Source organism: Acidovorax sp. (assembly GCF_021287135.1).
Lineage (GTDB): Bacteria > Pseudomonadota > Gammaproteobacteria > Burkholderiales > Burkholderiaceae_C > Acidovorax.
On record NZ_JAJTBB010000013.1, the window covers coordinates 34,327 to 55,044 of the forward strand.

General features: G+C 69.8%; 20 protein-coding genes and 2 riboswitches. Of the genes, 16 read left to right on the forward strand and 4 right to left on the reverse strand.

From position 1 onward, the window contains the following. Window positions 1–16: 16 nt before the first annotated feature. The 3 genes from LWW96_RS02910 to LWW96_RS02920 form a co-directional block, all read right to left on the reverse strand. Entirely contained in the window at window positions 17–832 is an 816-nt protein-coding gene (locus tag LWW96_RS02910) for a sulfite exporter TauE/SafE family protein (RefSeq protein ID WP_291484165.1), read from the reverse strand. Between the two features lie 415 nt (window positions 833–1,247). Further along, the gene (locus tag LWW96_RS02915; RefSeq protein ID WP_291484166.1) at window positions 1,248–1,592 is read right to left on the reverse strand and encodes a cell division protein ZapA; all 345 of its coding nucleotides are present in this window, start codon (window positions 1,590–1,592) and stop codon (window positions 1,248–1,250) included. Beyond that, on the reverse strand, window positions 1,589–1,822 hold the full coding sequence (locus LWW96_RS02920) for a DUF904 domain-containing protein (protein ID WP_291484167.1): 234 nt from the start codon (window positions 1,820–1,822) through the stop codon (window positions 1,589–1,591). The genes LWW96_RS02915 and LWW96_RS02920 overlap by 4 nt, the downstream gene beginning before the upstream one ends. A gap of 36 nt (window positions 1,823–1,858) precedes the next feature. Beyond that, window positions 1,859–2,097, forward strand: a riboswitch (cobalamin riboswitch). Window positions 2,098–2,181: 84 nt separating this feature from the next. Between LWW96_RS02920 and LWW96_RS02925 the strand changes: the two genes are divergently transcribed. The 14 genes from LWW96_RS02925 (at window position 2,182) to cobT (ending at window position 16,868) form a co-directional block, all read left to right on the forward strand. Beyond that, a complete protein-coding gene (locus tag LWW96_RS02925) occupies window positions 2,182–4,065 on the forward strand; it encodes a TonB-dependent receptor (protein WP_291484168.1) in 1,884 nt (627 codons plus the stop codon). 142 nt (window positions 4,066–4,207) lie between these two features. Further along, window positions 4,208–5,554, forward strand: coding sequence for a cobyrinate a,c-diamide synthase (locus LWW96_RS02930; RefSeq protein ID WP_291484169.1), 1,347 nt, complete (start codon window positions 4,208–4,210; stop codon window positions 5,552–5,554). Then, window positions 5,551–6,144: a bifunctional adenosylcobinamide kinase/adenosylcobinamide-phosphate guanylyltransferase gene (locus LWW96_RS02935; RefSeq protein WP_291484170.1), complete on the forward strand. Its 594-nt coding sequence runs from the start codon at window positions 5,551–5,553 to the stop codon at window positions 6,142–6,144. Before LWW96_RS02930 ends, LWW96_RS02935 begins: the two co-directional genes overlap by 4 nt. A gap of 187 nt (window positions 6,145–6,331) precedes the next feature. Then, window positions 6,332–7,234 carry a helical backbone metal receptor gene (locus LWW96_RS02940; protein WP_291484171.1) on the forward strand — a complete coding sequence of 301 codons (903 nt, stop codon included), beginning with the start codon at window positions 6,332–6,334 and terminating at the stop codon, window positions 7,232–7,234. Continuing rightward, window positions 7,231–8,265 (forward strand): iron ABC transporter permease, encoded by a 1,035-nt coding sequence (locus LWW96_RS02945; protein ID WP_291484172.1) that lies wholly within the window; start codon window positions 7,231–7,233, stop codon window positions 8,263–8,265. The genes LWW96_RS02940 and LWW96_RS02945 overlap by 4 nt, the downstream gene beginning before the upstream one ends. Further along, entirely contained in the window at window positions 8,262–9,086 is an 825-nt protein-coding gene (locus LWW96_RS02950; protein ID WP_291484173.1) for an ABC transporter ATP-binding protein, read from the forward strand. Before LWW96_RS02945 ends, LWW96_RS02950 begins: the two co-directional genes overlap by 4 nt. Next, window positions 9,076–9,732, forward strand: coding sequence for a cob(I)yrinic acid a,c-diamide adenosyltransferase (gene cobO, locus LWW96_RS02955; protein WP_291484174.1), 657 nt, complete (start codon window positions 9,076–9,078; stop codon window positions 9,730–9,732). Before LWW96_RS02950 ends, cobO begins: the two co-directional genes overlap by 11 nt. A gap of 110 nt (window positions 9,733–9,842) precedes the next feature. Beyond that, a complete protein-coding gene (cbiB, locus tag LWW96_RS02960; protein WP_291484194.1) occupies window positions 9,843–10,784 on the forward strand; it encodes an adenosylcobinamide-phosphate synthase CbiB in 942 nt (313 codons plus the stop codon). Continuing rightward, window positions 10,781–11,866 carry an aminotransferase class I/II-fold pyridoxal phosphate-dependent enzyme gene (locus tag LWW96_RS02965; RefSeq protein ID WP_291484175.1) on the forward strand — a complete coding sequence of 362 codons (1,086 nt, stop codon included), beginning with the start codon at window positions 10,781–10,783 and terminating at the stop codon, window positions 11,864–11,866. Before cbiB ends, LWW96_RS02965 begins: the two co-directional genes overlap by 4 nt. A 14-nt stretch (window positions 11,867–11,880) precedes the next feature. Beyond that, window positions 11,881–12,675: a HipA family kinase gene (locus tag LWW96_RS02970; RefSeq protein ID WP_291484195.1), complete on the forward strand. Its 795-nt coding sequence runs from the start codon at window positions 11,881–11,883 to the stop codon at window positions 12,673–12,675. Continuing rightward, window positions 12,662–13,054: a DUF3037 domain-containing protein gene (locus LWW96_RS02975; RefSeq protein ID WP_291484176.1), complete on the forward strand. Its 393-nt coding sequence runs from the start codon at window positions 12,662–12,664 to the stop codon at window positions 13,052–13,054. The genes LWW96_RS02970 and LWW96_RS02975 overlap by 14 nt, the downstream gene beginning before the upstream one ends. A 35-nt stretch (window positions 13,055–13,089) precedes the next feature. Then, window positions 13,090–14,541, forward strand: coding sequence for a cobyric acid synthase (locus LWW96_RS02980; protein ID WP_291484196.1), 1,452 nt, complete (start codon window positions 13,090–13,092; stop codon window positions 14,539–14,541). A 186-nt stretch (window positions 14,542–14,727) separates the two neighbouring features. Continuing rightward, window positions 14,728–14,919, forward strand: a riboswitch (cobalamin riboswitch). A gap of 45 nt (window positions 14,920–14,964) precedes the next feature. Further along, on the forward strand, window positions 14,965–15,726 hold the full coding sequence (bluB, locus tag LWW96_RS02985; RefSeq protein ID WP_291484177.1) for a 5,6-dimethylbenzimidazole synthase: 762 nt from the start codon (window positions 14,965–14,967) through the stop codon (window positions 15,724–15,726). An 83-nt stretch (window positions 15,727–15,809) separates the two neighbouring features. After that, complete coding sequence (cobT, locus tag LWW96_RS02990) at window positions 15,810–16,868, forward strand: nicotinate-nucleotide--dimethylbenzimidazole phosphoribosyltransferase (protein WP_291484178.1); 1,059 nt, start codon at window positions 15,810–15,812, stop codon at window positions 16,866–16,868. A gap of 23 nt (window positions 16,869–16,891) precedes the next feature. On the opposite strand, the gene LWW96_RS02995 is transcribed toward cobT, so the two are convergent. Then, entirely contained in the window at window positions 16,892–18,025 is a 1,134-nt protein-coding gene (locus LWW96_RS02995) for a diguanylate cyclase (RefSeq protein WP_291484179.1), read from the reverse strand. A 209-nt stretch (window positions 18,026–18,234) separates the two neighbouring features. On the opposite strand from LWW96_RS02995, the gene LWW96_RS03000 reads away from it, so the two are divergent. Next, a complete protein-coding gene (locus LWW96_RS03000) occupies window positions 18,235–19,308 on the forward strand; it encodes an ABC transporter ATP-binding protein (RefSeq protein ID WP_291484180.1) in 1,074 nt (357 codons plus the stop codon). A 56-nt stretch (window positions 19,309–19,364) separates the two neighbouring features. Next, window positions 19,365–20,657, forward strand: a complete 1,293-nt coding sequence (locus LWW96_RS03005) for a PotD/PotF family extracellular solute-binding protein (RefSeq protein WP_291484181.1) — start codon at window positions 19,365–19,367, stop codon at window positions 20,655–20,657. The last annotated feature ends 61 nt before the right edge of the window (window positions 20,658–20,718 follow it).

A 20,718-nucleotide genomic window follows, 5' to 3' on the forward strand; every position in this document is an offset into this window, starting at 1 on the left:
TCGCTGCGGCCCTGGCTCAGAGCGCCGCGAGACCCTTCCAGAGCATGTACGCAGCCAGGCCGAACAACAGGGATGCGAACACGCGCTTGAGCTGCTTGACCGGCAGGCTGTGGGCCGCCTTGGCGCCCAGCGGGGCAGTGAGCACGCTGCAGGTGGCAACGACCGCCAGGGCCGGCAGCCACACGTAGCCCAGCGACGCAGCAGGCAGGCCCTCGACATGCTGGCCGCCAGCGACATAGCCCACCACGTTGGCCAGCGCGATGGGAAAGCCCAGGGCTGCGCTGGTGGCCACGGCGTTGTGGATGGGAACATTGCACCAGGCCATGAAGGGCACGCTCACGAAGCCGCCGCCGGCGCCCACCAGCCCCGACAGAAATCCGATGACGCCTCCGGCGGCCACCTGTCCGGCGCCGCCGGGCATCTGCCGGGTGGGCGCAGGCTTCTTGTCCAGGAACATCTGGAAGGCTGAAAAGCTCACGAACAGGGCGAAGAAGATCGCAAGGAACGAGCCCTTCAGCAGGGCAAACACGCCCAGGCTGGCGACAAACCCGCCCAGCACAATGCCGGGGGCGAGGCGTTTCACGATGTCCCACCGCACCGCGCCGCGCCGGTGGTGCGCGCGCACGCTGGAGATGGAGGTGAACATGATCGTCGCCATGGAGGTGGCGATGGCCATCTTCACGGCCAGGTCGGGGGCCACCTGCCGTGCGCCCAGGATGTAGGTGATGAACGGCACCAGCAGCATGCCGCCGCCGATGCCCAGCAGGCCTGCGAGAAAGCCTGTGGCCAAGCCCAGTGCGCCAAGTTCAATGATCAGGAAAGGGTCCAGCATGGGGCAACCACCGGCAAAGTCTGCGAGAGTGCGGATCGGCTGCCGCCCGCGGTCGGAGCCGGGCCATCTGGCGGTCCGGCCCACTGCGGCGGCAGGGAGGGAAGAGGGTGTCTGCGAATGCCACCGAGCCGTCATCCTGAACCGGGGGTTCAGGTGGGCGAGGGCAGCCTGGCGTTGGGTTCATCTGACGCGAGATGATCACGCTCACCGGACGATGTACCAAGCCCGAGCTCATGGAGCATTGGTTCAAGGAAATATAAAGCCCAGCAGCTTCGCAGACCTGCCCATTGTAGGCGCTGCCAAGCCATCTTGCAGGAACCGATCTGCGCAAACCCACGCCGACAGGTGCGGCAAGCGCCACGCTTCGGCCGCAGACGCCGGGCTGCGAAAAATCCTGCGGCCGAGCGAAGGCTTGTCAGAGCAGGCGACCGTCGTCGCCCAGGGCTTCGTCCAGGCGATGGACCAGGTGGCGCAGGCGTTGTTCGTCGCCGTCTGTCAGCGCGGGCTCCTGATGGAGGGCTGGGGCTGCGGCGGGGGCTGGCGCCACCGGCGCAGCAGCCTCGCGGTCAGCCACCTCAAAGGCGAGATTCAGTGCCGCCAGCACGGCGATGCGCTCGCGCGCACGGACCTTGCCAGCGTCGCGGATGCGCGTCATGGCCGTGTCCACGCGCTCCACGGCCTCCAGCAGCCGGCTCTCGTGCCCCTCGGGGCAGGACAGCAGGTAGCTTTGCTGCAGGATGTGCACCTCGATTTGCTTCATTCGGCTTCTTTCGTGACCGGGGTGGCGGCCGGGGGAAGGCGTTCGAGCAGGGCGTCCACCCGCGCGCGCGCGGCGCTGAGGCGGGATTTGAGCGAGTCCCGCTCCTGCGTCAAGGCCGCCACCTGCTCCGCGAGCAGCGCGTTGGTCCGTTGCAACTCGGCATGGCGCAGCAGCAGGCGCTCCACGCGTTCGGCGATCTGGTCGGTGGTGGACGGGGACGGTGTGGCCATACAACCCTCGATTGTAGGGTTGTGGGCTGTAAACAGCCGTAAAATCCCACTGTTGGTGCTCGCGGTGTGGTTCACATGCTGCAGTTCAACGGGAAGCAGGGAGGCCTCGCCCACCAGGGCCGGCCCAGCCTGCGCTGCCCCCGCAACGGTCAGCGGACGAGTCCTTGCGACTCTCTCTCCAACCACAAGCCACTGAGTGCCTTGAACAAGCGCTTGGGAAGGCGTTGGAGGGCGTTCCGCCAGCCCGGATACCGGCCAACACGGTGGTCGCTTGCGCTTCTTGGAGGAAGCGGCTCGCGGCTGTATCACCCACATGCTGGCGGGAGGCCGGCCCGGGTTGTTTGTTGACGTTGATTCCCATGACATTCCGTACCCTTCGCGCGCGTTCCGCTGCGCGGCTGTGCCCGGCTGCACCGCGCCTGGCCCTGTTGGCCCTGGCGGCCGGCAGCGCTTGCAGCGCCTTGGCGCAGGCCGCGCCCGCCGGCGGCGAACTGCTGGCGCAGAACCTGCGCACGCCTTCGCTGGCCGAAACCGTGGTGGCTGCCACCCGCAGCCCGCAGCCGCTGACCGATCTGGTGGCCGACATTTCCGTGGTGGACCGCGAAACCATCGAGAGCAGCGGCGCCACCGGCCTGGCCGACCTGCTGGGCCGTCTGCCCGGTGTGGAGTTTGCGCGCAATGGCGGGCCTGGCACGACCACGAGCGTTTATCTGCGCGGCGCGGAGTCGCGCTTCACGGCGGTGTTCATCGACGGCGTGCGGGTGGATTCGCAGTCCACCGGTGGTGCGCCGTGGGAGAGCATTCCGCTGGGCCTGATCGACCGCATCGAAGTGCTGCGCGGCCCCGCGGGCGCGGTGTACGGGTCTGACGCGCTGGGCGGCGTGGTGCAGATCTTCACCAAGCGTGGCGAGAAGGGCACCGCCCCCTACGTGGGCGCAGGCGTGGGCAGCCACGGCACGACCAAGGTGGAGGCCGGTATCAGCGGCGCCAGCGGCACGGTGGACTACGCGCTGGGCCTGGAGCGCGAGAACAGCACGGGCTTCAACGCCCGCACGGTGTCCACGCAGAACCCCGACCGCGACGGCTACCGCTCCACGGCGGGCCACGCCCGCGTGGGCCTGCAACTGAACGCCGTGCACCGGCTCGAAGGCACGCTGATGGTGAACGACACCAACAGCGGCTACGACAACGGCCTGGGCAAGGACGACCGCAGCCTGCACCAGATGCACGCGCTGGGCCTGAACTGGAGCGCGCAGTGGAGCAGCGCCTACAAGACGCGCCTGTCCATCACCGACTCGCGCGATGAGTACGAAACGCGGCCATCGCCGTACCTGAGCGACACCCGCCTGCGCGGCTACTACTTCCAGAACGAATGGCGGCAGGGGCCGCACCTCGTGACGGCCGCGCTGGAACGCCGCGAAGACCGCCTGGAGAACGCGCCCATCGACGCCAAGCGTTCGCAGGACGCCGTGGCCCTGGGCTATGGCTACAACGCGGCCGGGCATACGGTGCAGCTCAATGTGCGGCATGACTCCGACAGCGAATTCGGCGGCAAGACCACCGGCAGCGTGGCCTACGGTTACGCGATCACGCCGCAGTGGCGGGCCACGGCCTCGGTGGGCACGGGCTTTCGCGCGCCCACGCTGTACCACCGCTTCAGCGAGTACGGCGTGGCCACGCTGCGCCCCGAAAGCAGCCGCAATGCCGAGGTGGCGCTGCGCTACGCACAGGGCAGCAGCACCTTCTCGGCAACGCTGTTCCGCAACCGGCTGACCAACCTCATCTCGTTTGCCGGGCCGGGCACCTGCGCCTCGGAATTCGGCTGCTACGCCAACACCGCGCGGGCCGAATACCAGGGCGTGACCTTCGCGGGATCGCACCGCCTGGGCGACGTCACGCTGCACGGCTCCATCGACCTGCAGCGCCCGCGCGACCTGGACACCGGCAAGCAGCTGGCGCGCCGCGCCAAGCGCCACGCCACGCTGGGCGCCGACACCCGCTGGGCGGGCTGGACGCTGGGCGCCGAAGTGCAGGCCTCGGCCCGCCGCTTCGACACCGCGGCCAACACCAACGTGCTGGGCGGCTACACCCTGCTCAACCTGTACGCCAGCACCCGCATCGCCCGCGACACCACGCTGCTCGCGCGCATCGACAACGTGGCCGACAAGGACTACCAGCTCGCGCGCACCTATGCCACCGCGGGCCGCACGGTATACGTCGGAATCAAGTGGGCACCCCAATGACGCCCCCCCTGAGGCGCTGCGCGCCTTCTCCCCACGGGGGGACGCCACCCGTGGCCTGGCGGAGCCAGTTCCACGGTGGCACTGGTTTCGTGCGTGCCAGTTTCATCGGCATGCTGGGCATGTGTTCCCCGGGGTTGCTGAAATGACCAGGTGCCCCGCGTTGCTGATCGCAGCCCCGGCCTCGGGGCAGGGCAAGACCACTGTCACTGCGGCTCTGGCGCGCCTGCATGCGCGCCAGGGGCGGCGGGTGCAGGTGTTCAAGTGCGGACCGGATTTTCTGGACCCGCACTGGCACCAGCTGGCCAGCGGCGCGGCCGTGCACCAGCTTGACCTGTGGATGAATGGCGAGGCCGACTGCGCCCAGCGGCTGCACGCCGCGGCGCAGGCATGCGACCTGATCCTGATCGAGGGCGTCATGGGGCTGTTTGACGGCACCCCCAGCGCTGCCGACCTGGCGCAGCGCTTTGGCGTGCCGGTGCTGGCGGTGGCCGATGCCTCGGCCATGGCCGGCACCTTCGGGGCGCTGGCGTTTGGGCTGCGCCACTACCGCCCGGGCCTGCCCTGGGCGGGCATCCTGGCCAACCGCGTGGGCAGTGCGCGCCATGCCGACATGCTGCGCGAAGGCCTGCAAGACCCGTCCGACTGGATGGGCGCGCTGCTGCGCGTCGCGCCGGGGGGCGGCGCTGCGGGCGCTGCCTTGCTGCCGGAGCGGCACCTGGGCCTGGTGGCCGCGCACGAGCTGCAGGACAGCCTGCAGCGGCTGGATGCCGCCGCCGACGCGCTGGAGGCCACGCCGCTGGGCCAGATGACCGCCGGCGACTTGCAGCGCTGGGCGGTGGATTTCGCCGCGCCGGCCCAGACCGCACCGGTGCCGCCGCTGCTGGCGGGCCGCACGGTGGCGGTCGCACGCGATGCGGCGTTCTGCTTTGTTTACGCCGCCAACCTGCAGTGCCTGGAGCAGATGGGTGCGCGGGTGGTGCTTTTCTCGCCGCTGCACGATGCGGCGCTGCCGCCCTGCGACGCCGTGTGGCTGCCCGGCGGCTACCCCGAGCTGCACACGGCGCAGATCGCGGCGAACACCGGCCTGCAGGCCAGCCTGCGTGCGCACGTGGCCGCCGGCCGGCCCCTGTGGGCCGAGTGCGGCGGGATGATGGCGCTGTTTGACTCCATCACCCTGGCCGATGGCGCCGTGGCGCCGCTGTGGGGGCTGCTGCCGGGCCGCGTGACCCTGCACAAGCGCCTGGCGGCCCTGGGGCCGCAGCAGCTGACCGTGGCGGGCCACACGCTGCGCGGCCACACGTTTCACTATTCGACCAGCGACAGCAGCGCCCCCGTGGTGGCTCGCACGGCACGACCCAACGAGGCCGTGTCGCCCGACGCGGGCGAGGCGCTGTACCGCCAAGGCAGTCTGCACGCCAGCTACTTTCACGCGTGGTTCCCCTCCAGCCCCGAGGCCGTGGCGTACTTGCTGGGCGGGGCCCCACCATGACAGCGGCTGTGCCCTCCATCACCACCGAACTGATCCTGGGTGGCCAGAAAAGCGGCAAGTCACGCCGCGCCGAACTGCTGGCGCGCGACTGGCTGGCGCAGTCGGCCGATCACCGCGCGGTGTTGATTGCCACCGGAGAGGCCTGGGACGACGAGATGCGCGCGCGCATCGCCCGCCACCAGCGCGACCGGGCCGAGCGCGTGCCCGGCCTGCAGACGGTGGAGGAGCCGCACGACGTGGCCGCAGCGCTCACGCGGCTCGGCGCGCCGCAGACCTTGCTGGTGGTGGACTGCCTCACACTGTGGCTCACCCACTGGACCATGCCCCTGGGTGTGGAAGCCATGAGTTTTGAACAAAAACAGGCCCTGGCCCTTGACTGGCAAGCGCAAGCAGCTATGTTTTTGGAAGCAGTTCGGAAATCCCCCGGGCCCGTTGTTCTGGTGGGCAACGAAATCGGCCTGGGGGTCATCCCGATGGGGCGCGAGGTGCGGGCCTTCGTGGATGCGCTGGGCACCCTCAACCAGCAGGTGGCCCAGGTGTGCCCCCGCGTCACGCTGATGGCCGCCGGCCTGCCCCTCAAGCTGAAATGAAACACCCCCTGAGCCGCTTCGCGCCTTCCCCCTCTCTCGCTTCGCGGGAAGGGACCGCCGCCCGTGCACGCAAGCGAAGCGCCGCACCGCCGGCTGGCGGCCCTTGCACGGCGGCCCCGGTTTTGTGCACGCCAGTTTCGAGCGCTTTGCCTCGTGCAGACGGCTACCCATACGCTGAGTTAGAACTATGAAACCAACCCCCGTGCGCCGCATCCTGTGGGTGATCGCCATCCTGGTGCTGCTGGGCTTGCTCATGGCCGGGCTGGCGCGTGCGCAACCTGTGCATATTCGGGATGACAAGGGCCGCGAGGTCTCGCTGCCCCGCCCCCCGCAGCGCATCGTGAGTCTGCTGCCGTCGCTGGCCGAGAGCGTGTGCGCGCTGGAGCAGTGCCATCGCCTGGTGGGGGTGGACCGCTATTCCAACTGGCCCGAGGATGTGGTCGGCAAGCTGCCCAAGGTGGGAGGCGGGCTGGACCCCAGCATCGAGGCCATCGTCGCGCTCAAGCCCGACGTGGTGCTGATGTCCGTCAGCTCGCGCGCCAGCGACCGGCTGGAGGCGCTGGGCCTCACCGTGGTGCAGCTGGAGCCCAAGACCCATGCCGACGTGCGCCGCGTGCTGGGCGTTCTGAGCGATCTGCTGGGCGTCCCCCGTGCGCAAGGGGCCGACCGCCTTTGGCGCGTGATCGACGCGGGGGTGCTGGCGGCGGCGCAGTCCCTGCCGCCCCGGGCCCGCAATGCGCGGGTGTATTTCGAGGTCAGCCGCGGGCCATACGCCGCGGGCGAGGCGTCGTTCATCGGCGAGACGCTTACCCGGCTGGGCGTGCGCAACGTGGTGCCCGCATCGCTCGGCCCGTTTCCGCGCCTGAACCCCGAGTTCATCGTGCGCGCCAACCCCGACATCATCATGATCGGCAACCGCAGCATGCAGGCCATGGTGCCGTACCCCGGCTGGGCCACGATGCGCGCCATCCGCGAAAACCGGCTGTGCGTGTTCGGCCCGGGTGATTCGGACGTGGTGGTGCGCCCTGGGCCGCGCATGGCAGAGGCGGCTCGCCTCATGGCACGGTGTCTTTCGGACAAGGCTTCATGACCGGCGTATCCATCGATTTGCCCACGGGGTCGGCGCGTCGCCGCGCGGCCTGGTGTGCGGCGTGGCTGCTGCTGGCCAGCGCTGTGCTGACCGTGTGCGGCGCCAGCGTGGGCAGCACGGGTTTTGACAGCGTGCTGCGCATGCACGGCGACCCGGTGGCCTGGCAGATCGTGTGGGACATCCGCCTGCCGCGCACGCTGGGCGCCTGGCTGGCGGGCGCGCTGCTGGGCCTGTCGGGCGCGGTGGCGCAGGGGCTGTTTCGCAACCCGCTGGCCGACCCGTACCTGCTGGGCAGCGCCTCGGGCGCTGCGCTGGGCGGGGCGGTGGCCATGGCGCTGTTCGGCGTGTCGCCGGTGGCGGCGCAGTGGCTGGCGCGCATCGGCATCACGGGCATGGCTTTTTTGGGCGCGGCGGGCGCCGTGGTGCTCACGCTCATCCTGGCTCGGGGCGTGCAGCACACGCTGCGCCTGCTGCTGGCAGGCGTGATCGTGGGCGTGGTGCTGGGGGCGCTGCGCGACCTGGTGGAGCTGGCCTCGCCCGACATCCTGCAGGCCATGCAGGCTTTTACGCTGGGCAGCACCGCCTTCGCCGGCTGGGCCGCCTGCGCAATGATGGCCGGTGCGCTGGCGCTGTGCATGCTGGTGGCGTGGATGCTGGCGCGCGCGCTGGACGGCCTCACGCTGGGCGAGTCCACCGCTGCCAGCCTGGGCTTGCCGCTGGCGCCCATGCGCGCCGGCCTGGTGGCGGCCATGGCGCTGGCTACCGGCACGGCCGTGGCGCAGACGGGGCTGATCGCCTTTGTGGGCCTGGCCGCGCCGCACCTGGTGCGCTCCATCGTGCGCGTGACGCACGAGCGGCACATCGTGCTCGCCAGCCTCATGGGCGCGGTGCTGCTGCTGGCGGCCGACATCCTGGCGCGCTGGGTGCTGGCGCCGCAGGAGCTGCCGGTGGGCGTGCTCACGGCCGCGCTGGGCGGAACCTACCTGCTGTGGCTCATGCACCGCCGCAGCGCGCAGGGGGGCTCACTATGAATTCCATAGCTGTCCGCGCTTGCCAGATCAGCGTCAGCATCGGAAATCGCCCCATACTGCAGGCCGTCGACCTGGCGCTGCCGGCCGGGCGCTGGACCTGCATCGTCGGCCCCAACGGGGCGGGCAAGTCCACGCTGCTCAAGGCGCTGGCCGGGCTGCTGCCCCGCGCCGTAGTCCAGGGCGAGGTGCAGCTGTTCGGCCGCCCGCTGGCGCAGCTACCCGCGCGCGAACGCGCCCGGCAGCTGGCCTGGCTGGGGCAGAACGAAGGCTCGCCCGACGACCTGTCCAGCTACGACGTGGCCTTGCTGGGCCGCCTGCCGCACCAGCCCTGGCTGGCCCCGCCCAGTGCCGCCGACCACGCCGCGGTGGAGCAGGCGCTGCGTGCCACGCAGGCCTGGGACTGGCGCGACCGCCCGCTGTCGCAGCTCTCAGGCGGCGAGCGCCAGCGGGTGCTGCTGGCGCGGGCGCTGGCCGTGCAGGCGCCGCTGCTGCTCATGGACGAGCCCCTGGCCAACCTCGACCCGCCGCACCAGACCGACTGGCTGCACACCGTGCGGGCGCTGGTGGAGGCCGGCGGCACCGTGGTCAGCGTGCTCCACGAGGTGTCGCTGGCGCTGCAGGCCGACGAACTGGTGGTGATGGCCGGCGGCCGCGTGCTGCACCAGGGCGCCAGCGACGCAGCGGCCACGCACGCCGCGCTGGAGCAGGTGTTTGACCACCGCATCCGGGTGCGGCATCTCGACGGCCTGTGGATGGCGCTGCCCAGCCTGCAGCCGAGCCGCCCCTTTTCCGAAGGAAAGAATGAACACCATGCAGATTGAAACCCCACCCACCGAAAAGCGCTATGAAAAAGCCGAGGGCGAGCGCCGGGGCATCGTCATCGTCAACACCGGCGACGGCAAGGGCAAGAGCACGGCCGCCTTTGGTCTGGCGCTGCGCGCGCACGGCCGGGGCAAGGCCGTCAAGATCTTCCAGTTCATGAAAGTGCCCACTGCGCGCTTTGGCGAGCACCGCGCGTTCGAGCAGCTGGAGGCCTTCCGGACGGCGCCGGGCCGCCCCAAGCCGGACGACGGCCCCCTTGGGGGGCAGGGCGCTACACGCAGTGAGCAACCGTGGGGGCCCATCATCGAGGGGCTGGGCGATGGCTTCAGCTGGAAGAGCAAGGACCTCGACCACTCCGCGCAGCTGGCCCGCGAAGGCTGGGAGAAGGCGCGCGCCGCCATCCTCTCGGGCGATTATTTCCTGGTGGTGCTCGACGAAATCACCTACCCGCTGATCTACGGCTGGCTGCCCCTGGAGGGCGTGCTGCAGACCCTGCGCGAGCGGCCCAAGGAGGTGCATGTGTGCCTCACCGGCCGCCGCTGCCCGCCCGAGATCATTGAACTGGCGGACACCGTGACCGAGATGCAGATGGTCAAGCACGCGTTCAAGGCGGGCATTCCCGCGCAGCGCGGCATCGAGGACTGACGTGCCGCACCGCGCTGCATGGCTTTCTGACGGGGCGCAGGCGCGCCATGGCTGAGCCCGGGTTCGCGTCCCTGCTGAGCGGCGGCGGCTGGCCTGCCGCGCTGGGGTGGATGGCCGCGCCGTTGCTGGCCCTGCTGGTGGACCGATGGTTGGGCGAGCCGCCCGCGCCCCTGCACCCCGTGGTGTGGATGGGGCGGGCGCTGCAGCGGGTGGGAGACCGGCTGGCGCCCCAGATCCCTGTGGCGCAGGATTTCAAGCGTTTTTGGCTTGCAGCGCTTGCCTGGTGTGCGCTGGCAGCTATTGTTTTGATAGTGTCCCTGGCGGTGCAGCAGTTGGCGTGGAGGCTGTTGCCGCCGGCCGTGGCCGGGCTGGCCGTGGGCGTGCTGCTCAAGCCGCTGTTGGCCTGGCGCATGCTGCGCGATGAAGTGCTGGCGGTGGAGGTGGCGCTGGGCCAGTCGCTGCCCGCCGGCCGAGCCCAGCTGGCGCGGCTGGTGAGCCGGGACGTGAGTGCACTCAGCGCGGTGCAGGTGCGCGAGTCGGCCGTCGAGTCGCTGGCCGAGAACCTCAACGACTCCGTGGTGGCGCCGCTCTTCTGGTTCGCGCTGCTGGGCCTGCCGGGCGCGGCGCTCTACCGCTTTGCCAACACCGCAGACGCGATGTGGGGCTACCCCGGTATGCGGGGCGGGCGGTACTGGCAGTGGGCGGGCAAATGGGCGGCCCGGGCGGACGATGTGCTGTCGTGGGTGCCGGCGCGCATCACGGCAGCCCTGGTGGCGCTGGTGGCCGGCGGCGTAAGGCTGCGTGCCTTGGTGCGCCAGGCCCGCAAGACGCCGTCGCCCAACAGCGGCTGGCCCATGGCGGCCATGGCGCTGGCGCTGGGGGTGCGGTTGGGCAAGCCGGGCGTGTACACATTGCACGGGCACGGGCGGCGCGCCGGCCCGCTGGATGTGCGGCGGGCGGCCCGCATCGGCCAGGCGGTGGTGGTGGCGTGCGTGCCGCTCATGGCGCTGCTGCAGGGGCTGGTGTGGTGGATGGAAGGGAAATTTGCATGACGGCAGGGAACCCGAGCCCGGAAACAGGATGGAACGCCGTGCATGGCGGGCCGGACGCGCTGGGCGTGCCGGTGCACGACTTTTCCACCAACAGCAACGCTGCCGGGCCCTGCGAGGAAGCCTTGCACGCGGTGCAGTCGGCGGACCCGCGGCACTACCCCGACCCGGGCTACGCGGCGCTTCGCGAGGCCCTGGGGGCGTTCCATGGCGTGGCACCGGACCGGGTGGTACTGGCTGCCAGCGCCAGCGAGTTCATCCACCGCGTGACCGCGCTGGCGGCCCAGCAGGGGGCGCGGCACGTGGCCGTGCCCTTGCACGGTTTTGGCGAATACGCGCGGGCGGCGCAGGCGCGGGGGCTGGCCGTGGAGCGGCTGCGGGCGGACTCCCCCGCGCCCCTGCAATGGGCCTGCGAGCCGTCCAGCCCGTTGGGCCAGGGTGAACCCGTGGTGCGCACCTGGGCTGCGGCCGCCCCGGCTGCGGCGCCCGCGTGGCGGGTGGTGGACTGTGCCTATGTGCCGTTGCGCCTGGATGCCGCGGCCCCGTGGTCGGCCGCGCTGGTGGCCCACGGGGCGGACTGCTGGCAGCTGTGGACGCCCAACAAGGCGCTGGGCATGACGGGCGTGCGCGCGGCCTACGCCATCGCGCCGGCGGGCGGCGATGCCCAGGTGCAGGCGCTGGACGCGCTGGCGCCCGCGTGGCCGGTGGGCGCGCACGGCGTGGCGCTGCTGCAGGCCTGGGTGCGGCCCAGCGTGCAGCGGTGGCGGGTGTACAGCCTGGACACCCTGCGCAGCTGGAAGGCGCGCCAGGAGGCGCTGTGCATCGACCTGGGCTGGTCGGTCCACGCCGGCAGCCTGGCCAACTATTTCTGTGCCCAGCCCGACACGGCCGGTGACCTGTCCGCGTTGCAGCAGGCCCTGGCCGCCCTGCGGCGCAGCGGCATCAAGCTGCGGGACTGCACCTCTTTTGGCCTGGCCGGATCGGTGCGCCTGGGCGTGCTGCCGCCGGCCGCGCAAGATGCGCTGCGCGCCGCCTGGAACGCCCTGCCGCGCGAGCACCGTACCATGCCCGTCCCATCTGCATGAAAGACATCCCTGTGGTGCGAACTGTCCAAATCACCCGCTACGTCACGCCGCTGCGCGAGGGCGGCTCCATGCCCGCGGTGGTCGAAGCCGACGACCTGGGCCTTTACGTGCTCAAGTTCCGCGGGGCGGGGCAGGGCGTGCGCGCGCTGCTGGCCGAGATGATTGCGGGCGGCATCGCCCGCGCCCTCGGCCTGCCCGTGCCCGAGATCGTGCTCGCGCAGCTGGACCCGATGCTCGCGCAGACCGAGCCCGACCCCGAGATCCAGGACCTGGTCCGCGCCAGCGGCGGCCTCAACGTGGGGCTGGACTACCTGTCGGGCGCGCTCAACTTCGACCCGGCGGTGGACGTGGTGTCTGCCGATTTCGCCTCGCGCCTGGTGTGGTTCGATGCGCTGGTCGGCAATGTGGACCGCACCGCCCGCAACACCAACCTGCTGGTGTGGCACCGCCAGCCCTGGCTGATCGACCACGGCGCGGCGCTCACCTTCCACCATGCGTGGAACGGCGCCGTCGCCCAGCCGGCCAAGCCCTTCGCGCCCATTGCCGAGCATGTGCTGCTGGGGCAGGCCACGGCGCTGGCCGCGGTGGACGCCGAGCTGGCCGCCCGCCTCACGCCCGAAGTGGTCGCGGCCATCCTGGCCGAGGTGCCCGACGAGTTCCTGGCCCTGGCAGGCGCCGACCACGCGGAAGGGCCGCTGTCGGCCCCGGCAAGCCACCGCCAGGCCTACGGGGACTACTTCTGCGCACGGCTGGCCGGGCGCACAACCTGGGTGCATGCGTTGCAGGAGGCCGCCAATGCACGCGCCTGAGATTTACGACTACGCCATCGTGCGCGTGGTGCCGCGCGTGGAGCGCGAAGAGTTCATCAACGCGGGCGCCATCGTCTCGTGCCAGCGCACGGGCTTTCTGCAGGCCGCCATGGCGCTGGACGAAGCACGCCTGCGGGCGCTGGACCCCCATGCCGACCTCGACACCGTGCGCCGCCACCTGGGCGCCATCGTGGCCATCTGCGCGGGCGAGCCGGGTTGCGGGCCGATTGCGCAGCTGCCGTACCGCGCGCGCTTCCACTGGCTCACGGCGCGGCGCAGCGGCGTCATCCAGACCTCGCCCGTGCACACGGGCCGCTGCACCGATGCTGCGGCGGCGCTCGAACACATCCTGGACCGCATGGTCCGTCCCTTGCCATGACCGCGAAGACTTCTCCGCCGCTGGCCCGCTGCGTGATGGTGCTGGGCACCACCAGCGGCGCCGGCAAGAGCTGGCTCACCACTGCGCTGTGCCGCTACTACAGCAACCAGGGCCTGAAGGTGGCGCCCTTCAAGGCGCAGAACATGAGCAACAACGCGCGCGTGGTGCCCGCCCCCGGCAGTGCACTGGGCGAGATCGGCAGCGCCCAGTACTTCCAGGCCCTGGCCGCGCGCGCCACGCCCGAGGTGCGCATGAACCCCCTGCTGCTCAAGCCCGAGGCCGACACCCGAAGCCAGGTGGTGCTGATGGGCCAGGTGCATGCCGAGCTGACGGCGCTGCCCTGGCGCGGCCGCAGCGAGCGCGTCTGGCCGCAGATCGCCGCCGCGCTGGACGCGCTGCGTGCCGAGAACGAGGTGGTGGTGATCGAGGGCGCAGGCTCGCCCGCCGAGATCAACCTGCACGCCAGCGACATCGTGAACATGCGCGTGGCGCGCCATGCGCAGGCCCGCTGCCTGCTCGTCACCGACATCGATCGGGGCGGTGCGTTTGCCCACCTCTACGGCACCTGGGCGCTGCTGCCCGAGGACGAACGCGCGCTCATCCAGGGCTTTGTGCTCAACAAGTTCCGGGGCGATGCCAGCCTGCTCGCACCCGCACCGCAGATGCTGCAGGAGCTGACGGGTGTGCCCACCGTGGCCACCATCCCCACGCAGTGGCACCACGGCCTGCCCGAGGAGGATGGCGTCTTTGACGACCGCAGCATGGCGGCCGGCGCGGTGCACACCACGGTCGCAGTCATCGCCTACCCGCGCATCAGCAACCTGGACGAGTTCCAGCCGCTCAAGAACGTGCCCGGCGTGCGCCTGCTGTGGGTGCGCAGCCCCGCCGATGTGGCGGGCCTGCGGCCCAGCGACTGGATCGTGCTGCCCGGCTCGAAGGCCACCGCCGCCGACCTGGCCTGGCTGCGCGCCCAAGGCCTGGACCAGGCCATTGCCCGCCACGCGGGGCAGGGCGGCACCGTGCTGGGCGTGTGTGGAGGCCTGCAGATGCTGGGCGAAGCGCTGATTGACACGGCGGGCATCGACGGCAATGCGCCGGGCCTGGGCCTGCTGCCGCTGGTCACCGTGTTCGAGCCCGCCAAGACGGTGCGGCGCACCTCGGCGGCGTTCGGGGCGCTTGCAGGTGCCTGGAGTCCGCTCTCGGGCGTGCGCGCCGAGGGTTATGAAATCCACCACGGCCAGACGGCCCAGCACCCCGCCATGGCCGCCAAGGGCGACGTGGCGCGCGAGATCGTGCCCGGCATCGCCTGGCAGAACCCGGCGGGCAATGTGCTGGGCGTGTACCTGCACGGTTTGTTCGAGGACGCCGCCGTGCTGCAGGCCCTGTTTGGCGCCCGGGCGCCCACGCTGGACAGCGTGTTTGACGGCTTGGCGGATGGCGCGGCCCGGCACTTCGCACCGGGCGTGCTGGAGGCGCTCATTGCGTAGGGAACCTCTGCACGAATCGAGCGGCAAGTAGGCACTGCGGATCGGGATGGGATGCAAGGCGTAAAACGCAGCAATAGCCGGTGCTATTGCGAGGATTTGCAACGCAGCAGCCTGCCCGAGTCCGCAGGTGCCCACGGCGCGGGGATTCGTGCAGAGGTTCCTAAGCACTCTGCAGAGTGCCGGCTGCTATCATCGCGCCCCTCAGGTGCCCGCTGCCGCAATGGCAACGGGAGAATCGGGAAGGCGGTGCAAATCCGCCGCGTGCCCAACGCTGTAAGGACGATGCCGCGCACACATGCCACTGGCTGCCATGCCGGGAAGGCGTGCCGAGGCAGACGACTCCAAGCCAGAAGACCGGCCTGAGCCATTCTTGGCGCTGCAAGGCCGGGCAGCGCTGCCACTATTCAAGCACAGGGGACTGCCATGAATACGCGCGCAGTGGTGCAATCCGCGCCCAGCGTTCACGCCTTTACGCAAGAGGCGCGCGACGCCGTTTACCACGCGATCTTTTCACGCCGCGATGTACGGGGGCAATTTCTGCCCACACCCGTGCCGGACGAGGTTCTGAGCCGCATCCTTACCGCCGCGCACCACGCACCTTCGGTGGGCTTCATGCAGCCCTGGAACTTCCTCGTGGTGCGCTCGCCAGAGACCAAGCGGCGCGTGCATGGCGCCTTTGCCAAGGCCCACGCCGAAGCTGCCGCCCTGTTCGAGGGCGACAGGCGCGCCGCCTACCAAAAGCTCAAGCTCGAAGGCATCGTCGAATCGCCCGTCGGCATCTGCATCACCTGCGACCGCGAGCGCACCGGCCCGGTGGTGGTGGGGCGCACCCACATGAAGACCATGGACCTGTACAGCAGCGTCTGCGCCGTGCAAAACCTGTGGCTCGCCGCGCGCGCCGAAGGGCTGGGCGTGGGCTGGGTCAGCATCTTCCACCAGGCCGACTTGCAAGAGGCGCTGAGCATTCCCCCGCGCATCACGCCCATTGCCTACCTCTGCGTGGGCTACGTCAGTCACTTCCACGCCAGGCCCGAGTTGGAGACTGCCGGCTGGCTGCCGCGCCTGCCCATGGAGGAGCTTGTGTACTTCGACCAATGGGGCCAGCGCGATGACCTGCAGCCCCTCATTGCCCATCTGCAGCGCGACCAGGCCGCTGCCCTGCGCCAGCGGGACGCCATCGCCTGACCTCGCCACCGCGCGCTCCGCCATTGATCGCGGGGCCTGCCAGTGCAGGCCGCGCTCCATCCTGATTGAAAGTTGAACAAGCCATGAATACCCCCTTGCCCCAGATTGCCGATATTGCCGACCCGCAACTCATCCAGGCCCTGCAGCACAAGCTGGACCACAAGACCAAACCCCTGGGCTCCCTGGGCCTTCTGGAGCGCCTGGCACTGCGCCTGGGGCTGATCCTTGGCTCGGAAGCCCCTGCCTTGCACGTGCCGCAGATGCTGGTGTGCGCGGGCGACCATGGCCTGGCTGCACGGGGCGTTTCGGCCTTCCCGAGCGATGTGACGTGGCAGATGGTGGAGAACTTCTTGGCCGGCGGCGCAGCCGTGAGCGTGCTGGCGCGCCAGCACGGCCTGGGCCTCACGGTGGTGGACTGCGGCGTGGCCAAGCCCATTGCCGCGCGCGATGCGGCGCCCGGCCAGCCGCGCCTGCTGCTGCGCAAGGTGGCGCCGGGCACGCAGGATGCCTCGGCCGGCCCCGCCATGACCGCCGACCAGTGCGCGCTGGCGATTGCCAACGGCCTGGAGGTGGTGCGCGGCCTGCCCGGCAACGCACTGCTGCTGGGCGAGATGGGCATCGGCAACACCTCGGTGGCATCGCTGCTGCTGGCGCGCCTGGCGGGCTTGCCGCTGGCCGAGGTGACGGGCGCCGGCACGGGCCTGGATGCCGCGGGCATTGAGCGCAAGCGGGCCGTGCTGCAGCAGGCGCTGGATGTCAATGCCGACGCTACCGGCCCGCTGGAGGCGCTGGCCGCGCTGGGCGGCTACGAAGTGGCGACGCTGGTAGGCGCGGTGCTGCAGGCCGCGGCCGAGCGCCGGGTGATCGTGGTGGATGGCTTCATCACCAGCGCGGCCGTGCTGGTGGCCAGCCGCATCGCCCCGCAGGTGCTGCAGCGCTGCGTGTTTGCCCACCGCTCGGGCGAGCGGGGCCACAGCCTGATGCTGGCACAGATGCAGGCGGAGCCCCTGCTGGACCTGGGCCTGCGTCTGGGCGAGGGCTCGGGCGCAGCACTGGCCTGGCCGCTGCTGCAGTCGGCCTGCGCGGTGCTGGCGGAAATGGCGAGCTTTGAGTCGGCCGGCGTGGCCACGGCGTCGGCCTGAGCCTGTCACTGGGGCCGGGGTTCTCAGGCCACGCAGGTCCGGTTGCGCCCCTGGTCCTTGGCGCGGTACAGGGCCGCATCGGCGCGGGACAGCATGCTGTCCAGCGTCTCGTGCCTGCCCGTCCAGCTGGTCAGGCCGATGCTGACCTCGCAGTCCAGCGGGTGGCCCGCGGCCAGGGTGGCGTGGATGCGCTGCGCCACCACCATGGCGGCTTCGACATCGGCGGACGGTAGCAGCACCAAAAACTCCTCACCGCCGTAGCGCCCCAGCCGGTCGCCGCGCCGCAGCGCCTGCCGCGTGCGCTCGGCAAAATGCGCCAGCACCGCATCGCCGTGCTGGTGGCCTCCGTGGTCGTTCACGGCCTTGAAGTTGTCCAGATCCACCATCATGATGGACGGGCCGTTGCCGTGGCGCCGTGCGCGTTCCAGCTCGTCCTCGCAGTGCTCCAGCAGCGCGCGCCGGTTCAGCGTCTGGGTGAGGGAGTCGTGGGTGGCCAGGTGTTCCAGTTCGGTGCGCAGCCGGTCGGTGGCCATCAGGACGGCACCGATGGAGAGCATCAGCACCGTGAGCACGTAGGCGCCGATGTAGAGCGTCTGAAACAGCGAGGGCTCCATCAGGTGCTCGCCCGCATGGCCGGACAGGATGGAGGCGAGCCGCATGGCCAGCACGCCCATGTGCAGCACCAGCACCACCTCCACCATGCGCACCGGAAAGCCGTTGCCGCCGTGGCGCAGCATGAAGCGAAGCTGTGCGCCGTAGATGGCGCCCATGACCAGCGTGAAGAAGCCCACCCGCAGCGCATAGTGGGGCAGCCAGTAGGTGAGGAGGGTGAACACCACCGTGGTAGCCACCATGACGGCGTTCCACAGGCGCCACGGAGTGGGCTGGCCCATGAAGCGGCGGGTGCCCATGTAGTACACCACCGTGCCCAGCACCAGCAGCTGGTTGGCCAGGATCAGGCTGAGCCAGTCGGGCACAAAGCCGCGCGTGCCAAACAGCACGGTGGAGACCAGCCACAGCACGGGCGCAGCCGCCCACGCGCCCACGCCGTGGATCCACGGCGGGTAATGGCGCCGCATGAACAGCAAGACCACTGCCATGACGGCCGACATGAATCCCGCCATCGCGATCAACGAGCGTGGGTCGAGGTTCGTCATCCGTCGGTGCGGGAGAGCGGGACGTAAATAAATGTATCTTGCTGCCCCAGTATAGCCATTGCATGCGCTCGGAGGAGGGGGCTTTCCAGGGGGCGGACGGCAGGGCGGCACAGAGTGGGTGCGGCGCTGCCCGGGGATGGTGCATTTTGTATGCAAAGTGGATTTTTGATTGTGTACAAACTGGCATGGGGTTTGCGTACACCCACGCCATGCACGCTCCCCATCCCGCCCCCACGGCCCCGGCGGCCGTCGAGATCGTCGCCCTGACCAAGCGCTACGCCCAGGGCAAGCCGGCCGTCGACGCCATCAACCTGCGCATTGCCAGCGGCAGCTACTGCTGCCTGCTGGGGCCCTCGGGCTGCGGCAAGAGCACCACCCTGCGCATGATCGCGGGCCACGAGTCGGTGACCAGCGGCGACATCCTGCTGGAGAACCGCAACATCACCGACCTGCCTGCCGCCGCGCGCGGCACGGCCATGATGTTCCAGAGCTTTGCGCTGTTCCCGCACCTCTCGGCGCTGGACAACGTGGCCTTCAGCCTCAAGATGAAAGGCGTGGCCAAGGCCGAGCGCCAGGCCAAGGCGCGCGACCTGCTGGAGCGCGTGGCCCTGGGCCACCTGGCCGAGCGCAAGCCGGCCGAACTCTCCGGCGGGCAGCAGCAGCGCGTGGCGCTGGCCCGTGCGCTCATCACCCAGCCGCGGGTGTTGCTGCTCGATGAACCGCTGTCCGCGCTGGACCCCTTTCTGCGCATCCAGATGCGCGCCGAGCTGCGCCGCTGGCAGAAGGAATTGGGCCTGACTTTTATCCATGTGACCCACAGCCAGGAAGAAGCCATGGCCCTGGCCGACACCATGGTGGTGATGAACCATGGCGTGATCGAGCAGGTGGGTAGCCCGCACGAGGTCTACAACCGCCCTGCCAGCGAGTTCGTGGCGCGTTTCATGGGCGGGCACAACGTGATCGACACCCCCGAGGGCAAGGTGGGCGTGCGCACCGACCACCTGCAGATTGCCCCCGCCCAGGCCGAGCTGCCCTGGGGCGCGCAGCGCATGCAGGCCGTGGTGACCGATGTGGAGTACCAGGGCACCTATGTGCTGCTGGGGCTGCAAAAGCAGGGCGTGGCCCTGTCCGCCAACGCCACGGCGGCCTACTCGGTGATGGTGTCTGAAGCGGCCTTTGCCGCGCAGCCTTACCAGGTCGGGCAAGCCGTGCAACTGCACTGGACGCCCGACCAAGCGCATCCACTGTCGGCGCCTGCTCCATCCATGGCGCAAGCCGCCTGACCGCTTCGTGACGCATTTTTTCACCCGTCCCCTTCCGCAACCCAAGGAGTTTTCCCATGTCCGATGCTTCCCGTGCTGATTCCCCTGCTGTTGTCCCCGAAGCCACTGGTGTGGCTCGCCGCTCGCTGCTCAAGGGCACGGCGGGCATCCTGGCCGCTGGCATGTTCCCGGCTGTGCATGCGCAAGAGAAGATCGTGCTGCGCTACCTGGGCACGGCGGTGAACCAGGACAAGGCCATTGCCGAGAAATTCAAGGCCGACACCGGCATCGAGATCCAGTACGTGGCCGTGACCACGGACGACGTGACCAAACGCGCCGTCACCGCGCCCAACAGCTTTGACCTGATCGACACCGAGTACTTTTCGCTCAAGAAGATCGTGCCCACGGGCAACCTCAAGGGCATCGACACCAAGCGCATCAAGAATGCCGACAAGATCACCACGCTGTTCACCACCGGCATGGTCGCCGGCAAGGCCGTGGGCGACCAGGGCACGGCGCCCAAGAAGGTGATCTATCTGGAAGGCGAGAAGTCCAAGAGGTTCGCCACCGCGCCCACGCAGTTCATGAGCCTCATCCCCACCGTGTACAACGCCGACACGCTGGGCATCCGCCCCGACCTCATCAAGCGCCCCATCAACTCCTGGGCTGAGCTGCTGAACGCCGAGTTCAAGGGCAAGGCGGCCATCCTGAACATCCCCAGCATCGGCATCATGGACGCCGCCATGGTGGTCGAGGCCATGGGCCTGTACAAGTACCCCGACAAGGGCAACATGACCAAGAAGGAGATTGATCTCACGATCAAGACCCTGATCGAAGCCAAGAAGCAGGGCCAGTTCCGCGCGCTGTGGAAGGACTTCAACGAGTCGGTGAACCTGATGGCGTCGGGAGAAGTGGTGATCCAGTCGATGTGGAGCCCGGCGGTGACCGCTGTGCGCACCAAGGGCATTGCCTGCAACTTCCAGCCCCTGAAGGAAGGCTACCGCGCCTGGGCAGCCGGGTTTGGTCTGCCCGCCACGCTGAGCGGCCGCAAGCTCGATGGCGCCTACGAGTTCATCAACTGGTTCCTCGATGGCTGGGCCGGTGCGTACCTCAACCGCCAGGGCTACTACAGCGCCGTGCTGGAGACCGCCAAGGCCAAGATGGAAGCCTACGAGTGGGCCTACTGGATGGAAGGCAAGCCCGCCACGCAAGACATCAAGAGCCCGAACGGCGACGTGCTGGCCAAGGCCGGTGCGGTGCGCGATGGCGGCAGCTATGAAGCGCGCATGGGCGGTATTGCCTGCTGGAACGCGATCATGGATGAGAACAACTACATGGTCCAAAAATGGAACGAGTTTGTGGCTGCATGAGGTAGGCACCCCCTGAGGCGCTGTGCGCGTTCCCCCTCTCTCATATTGCTTCGCAATCTGG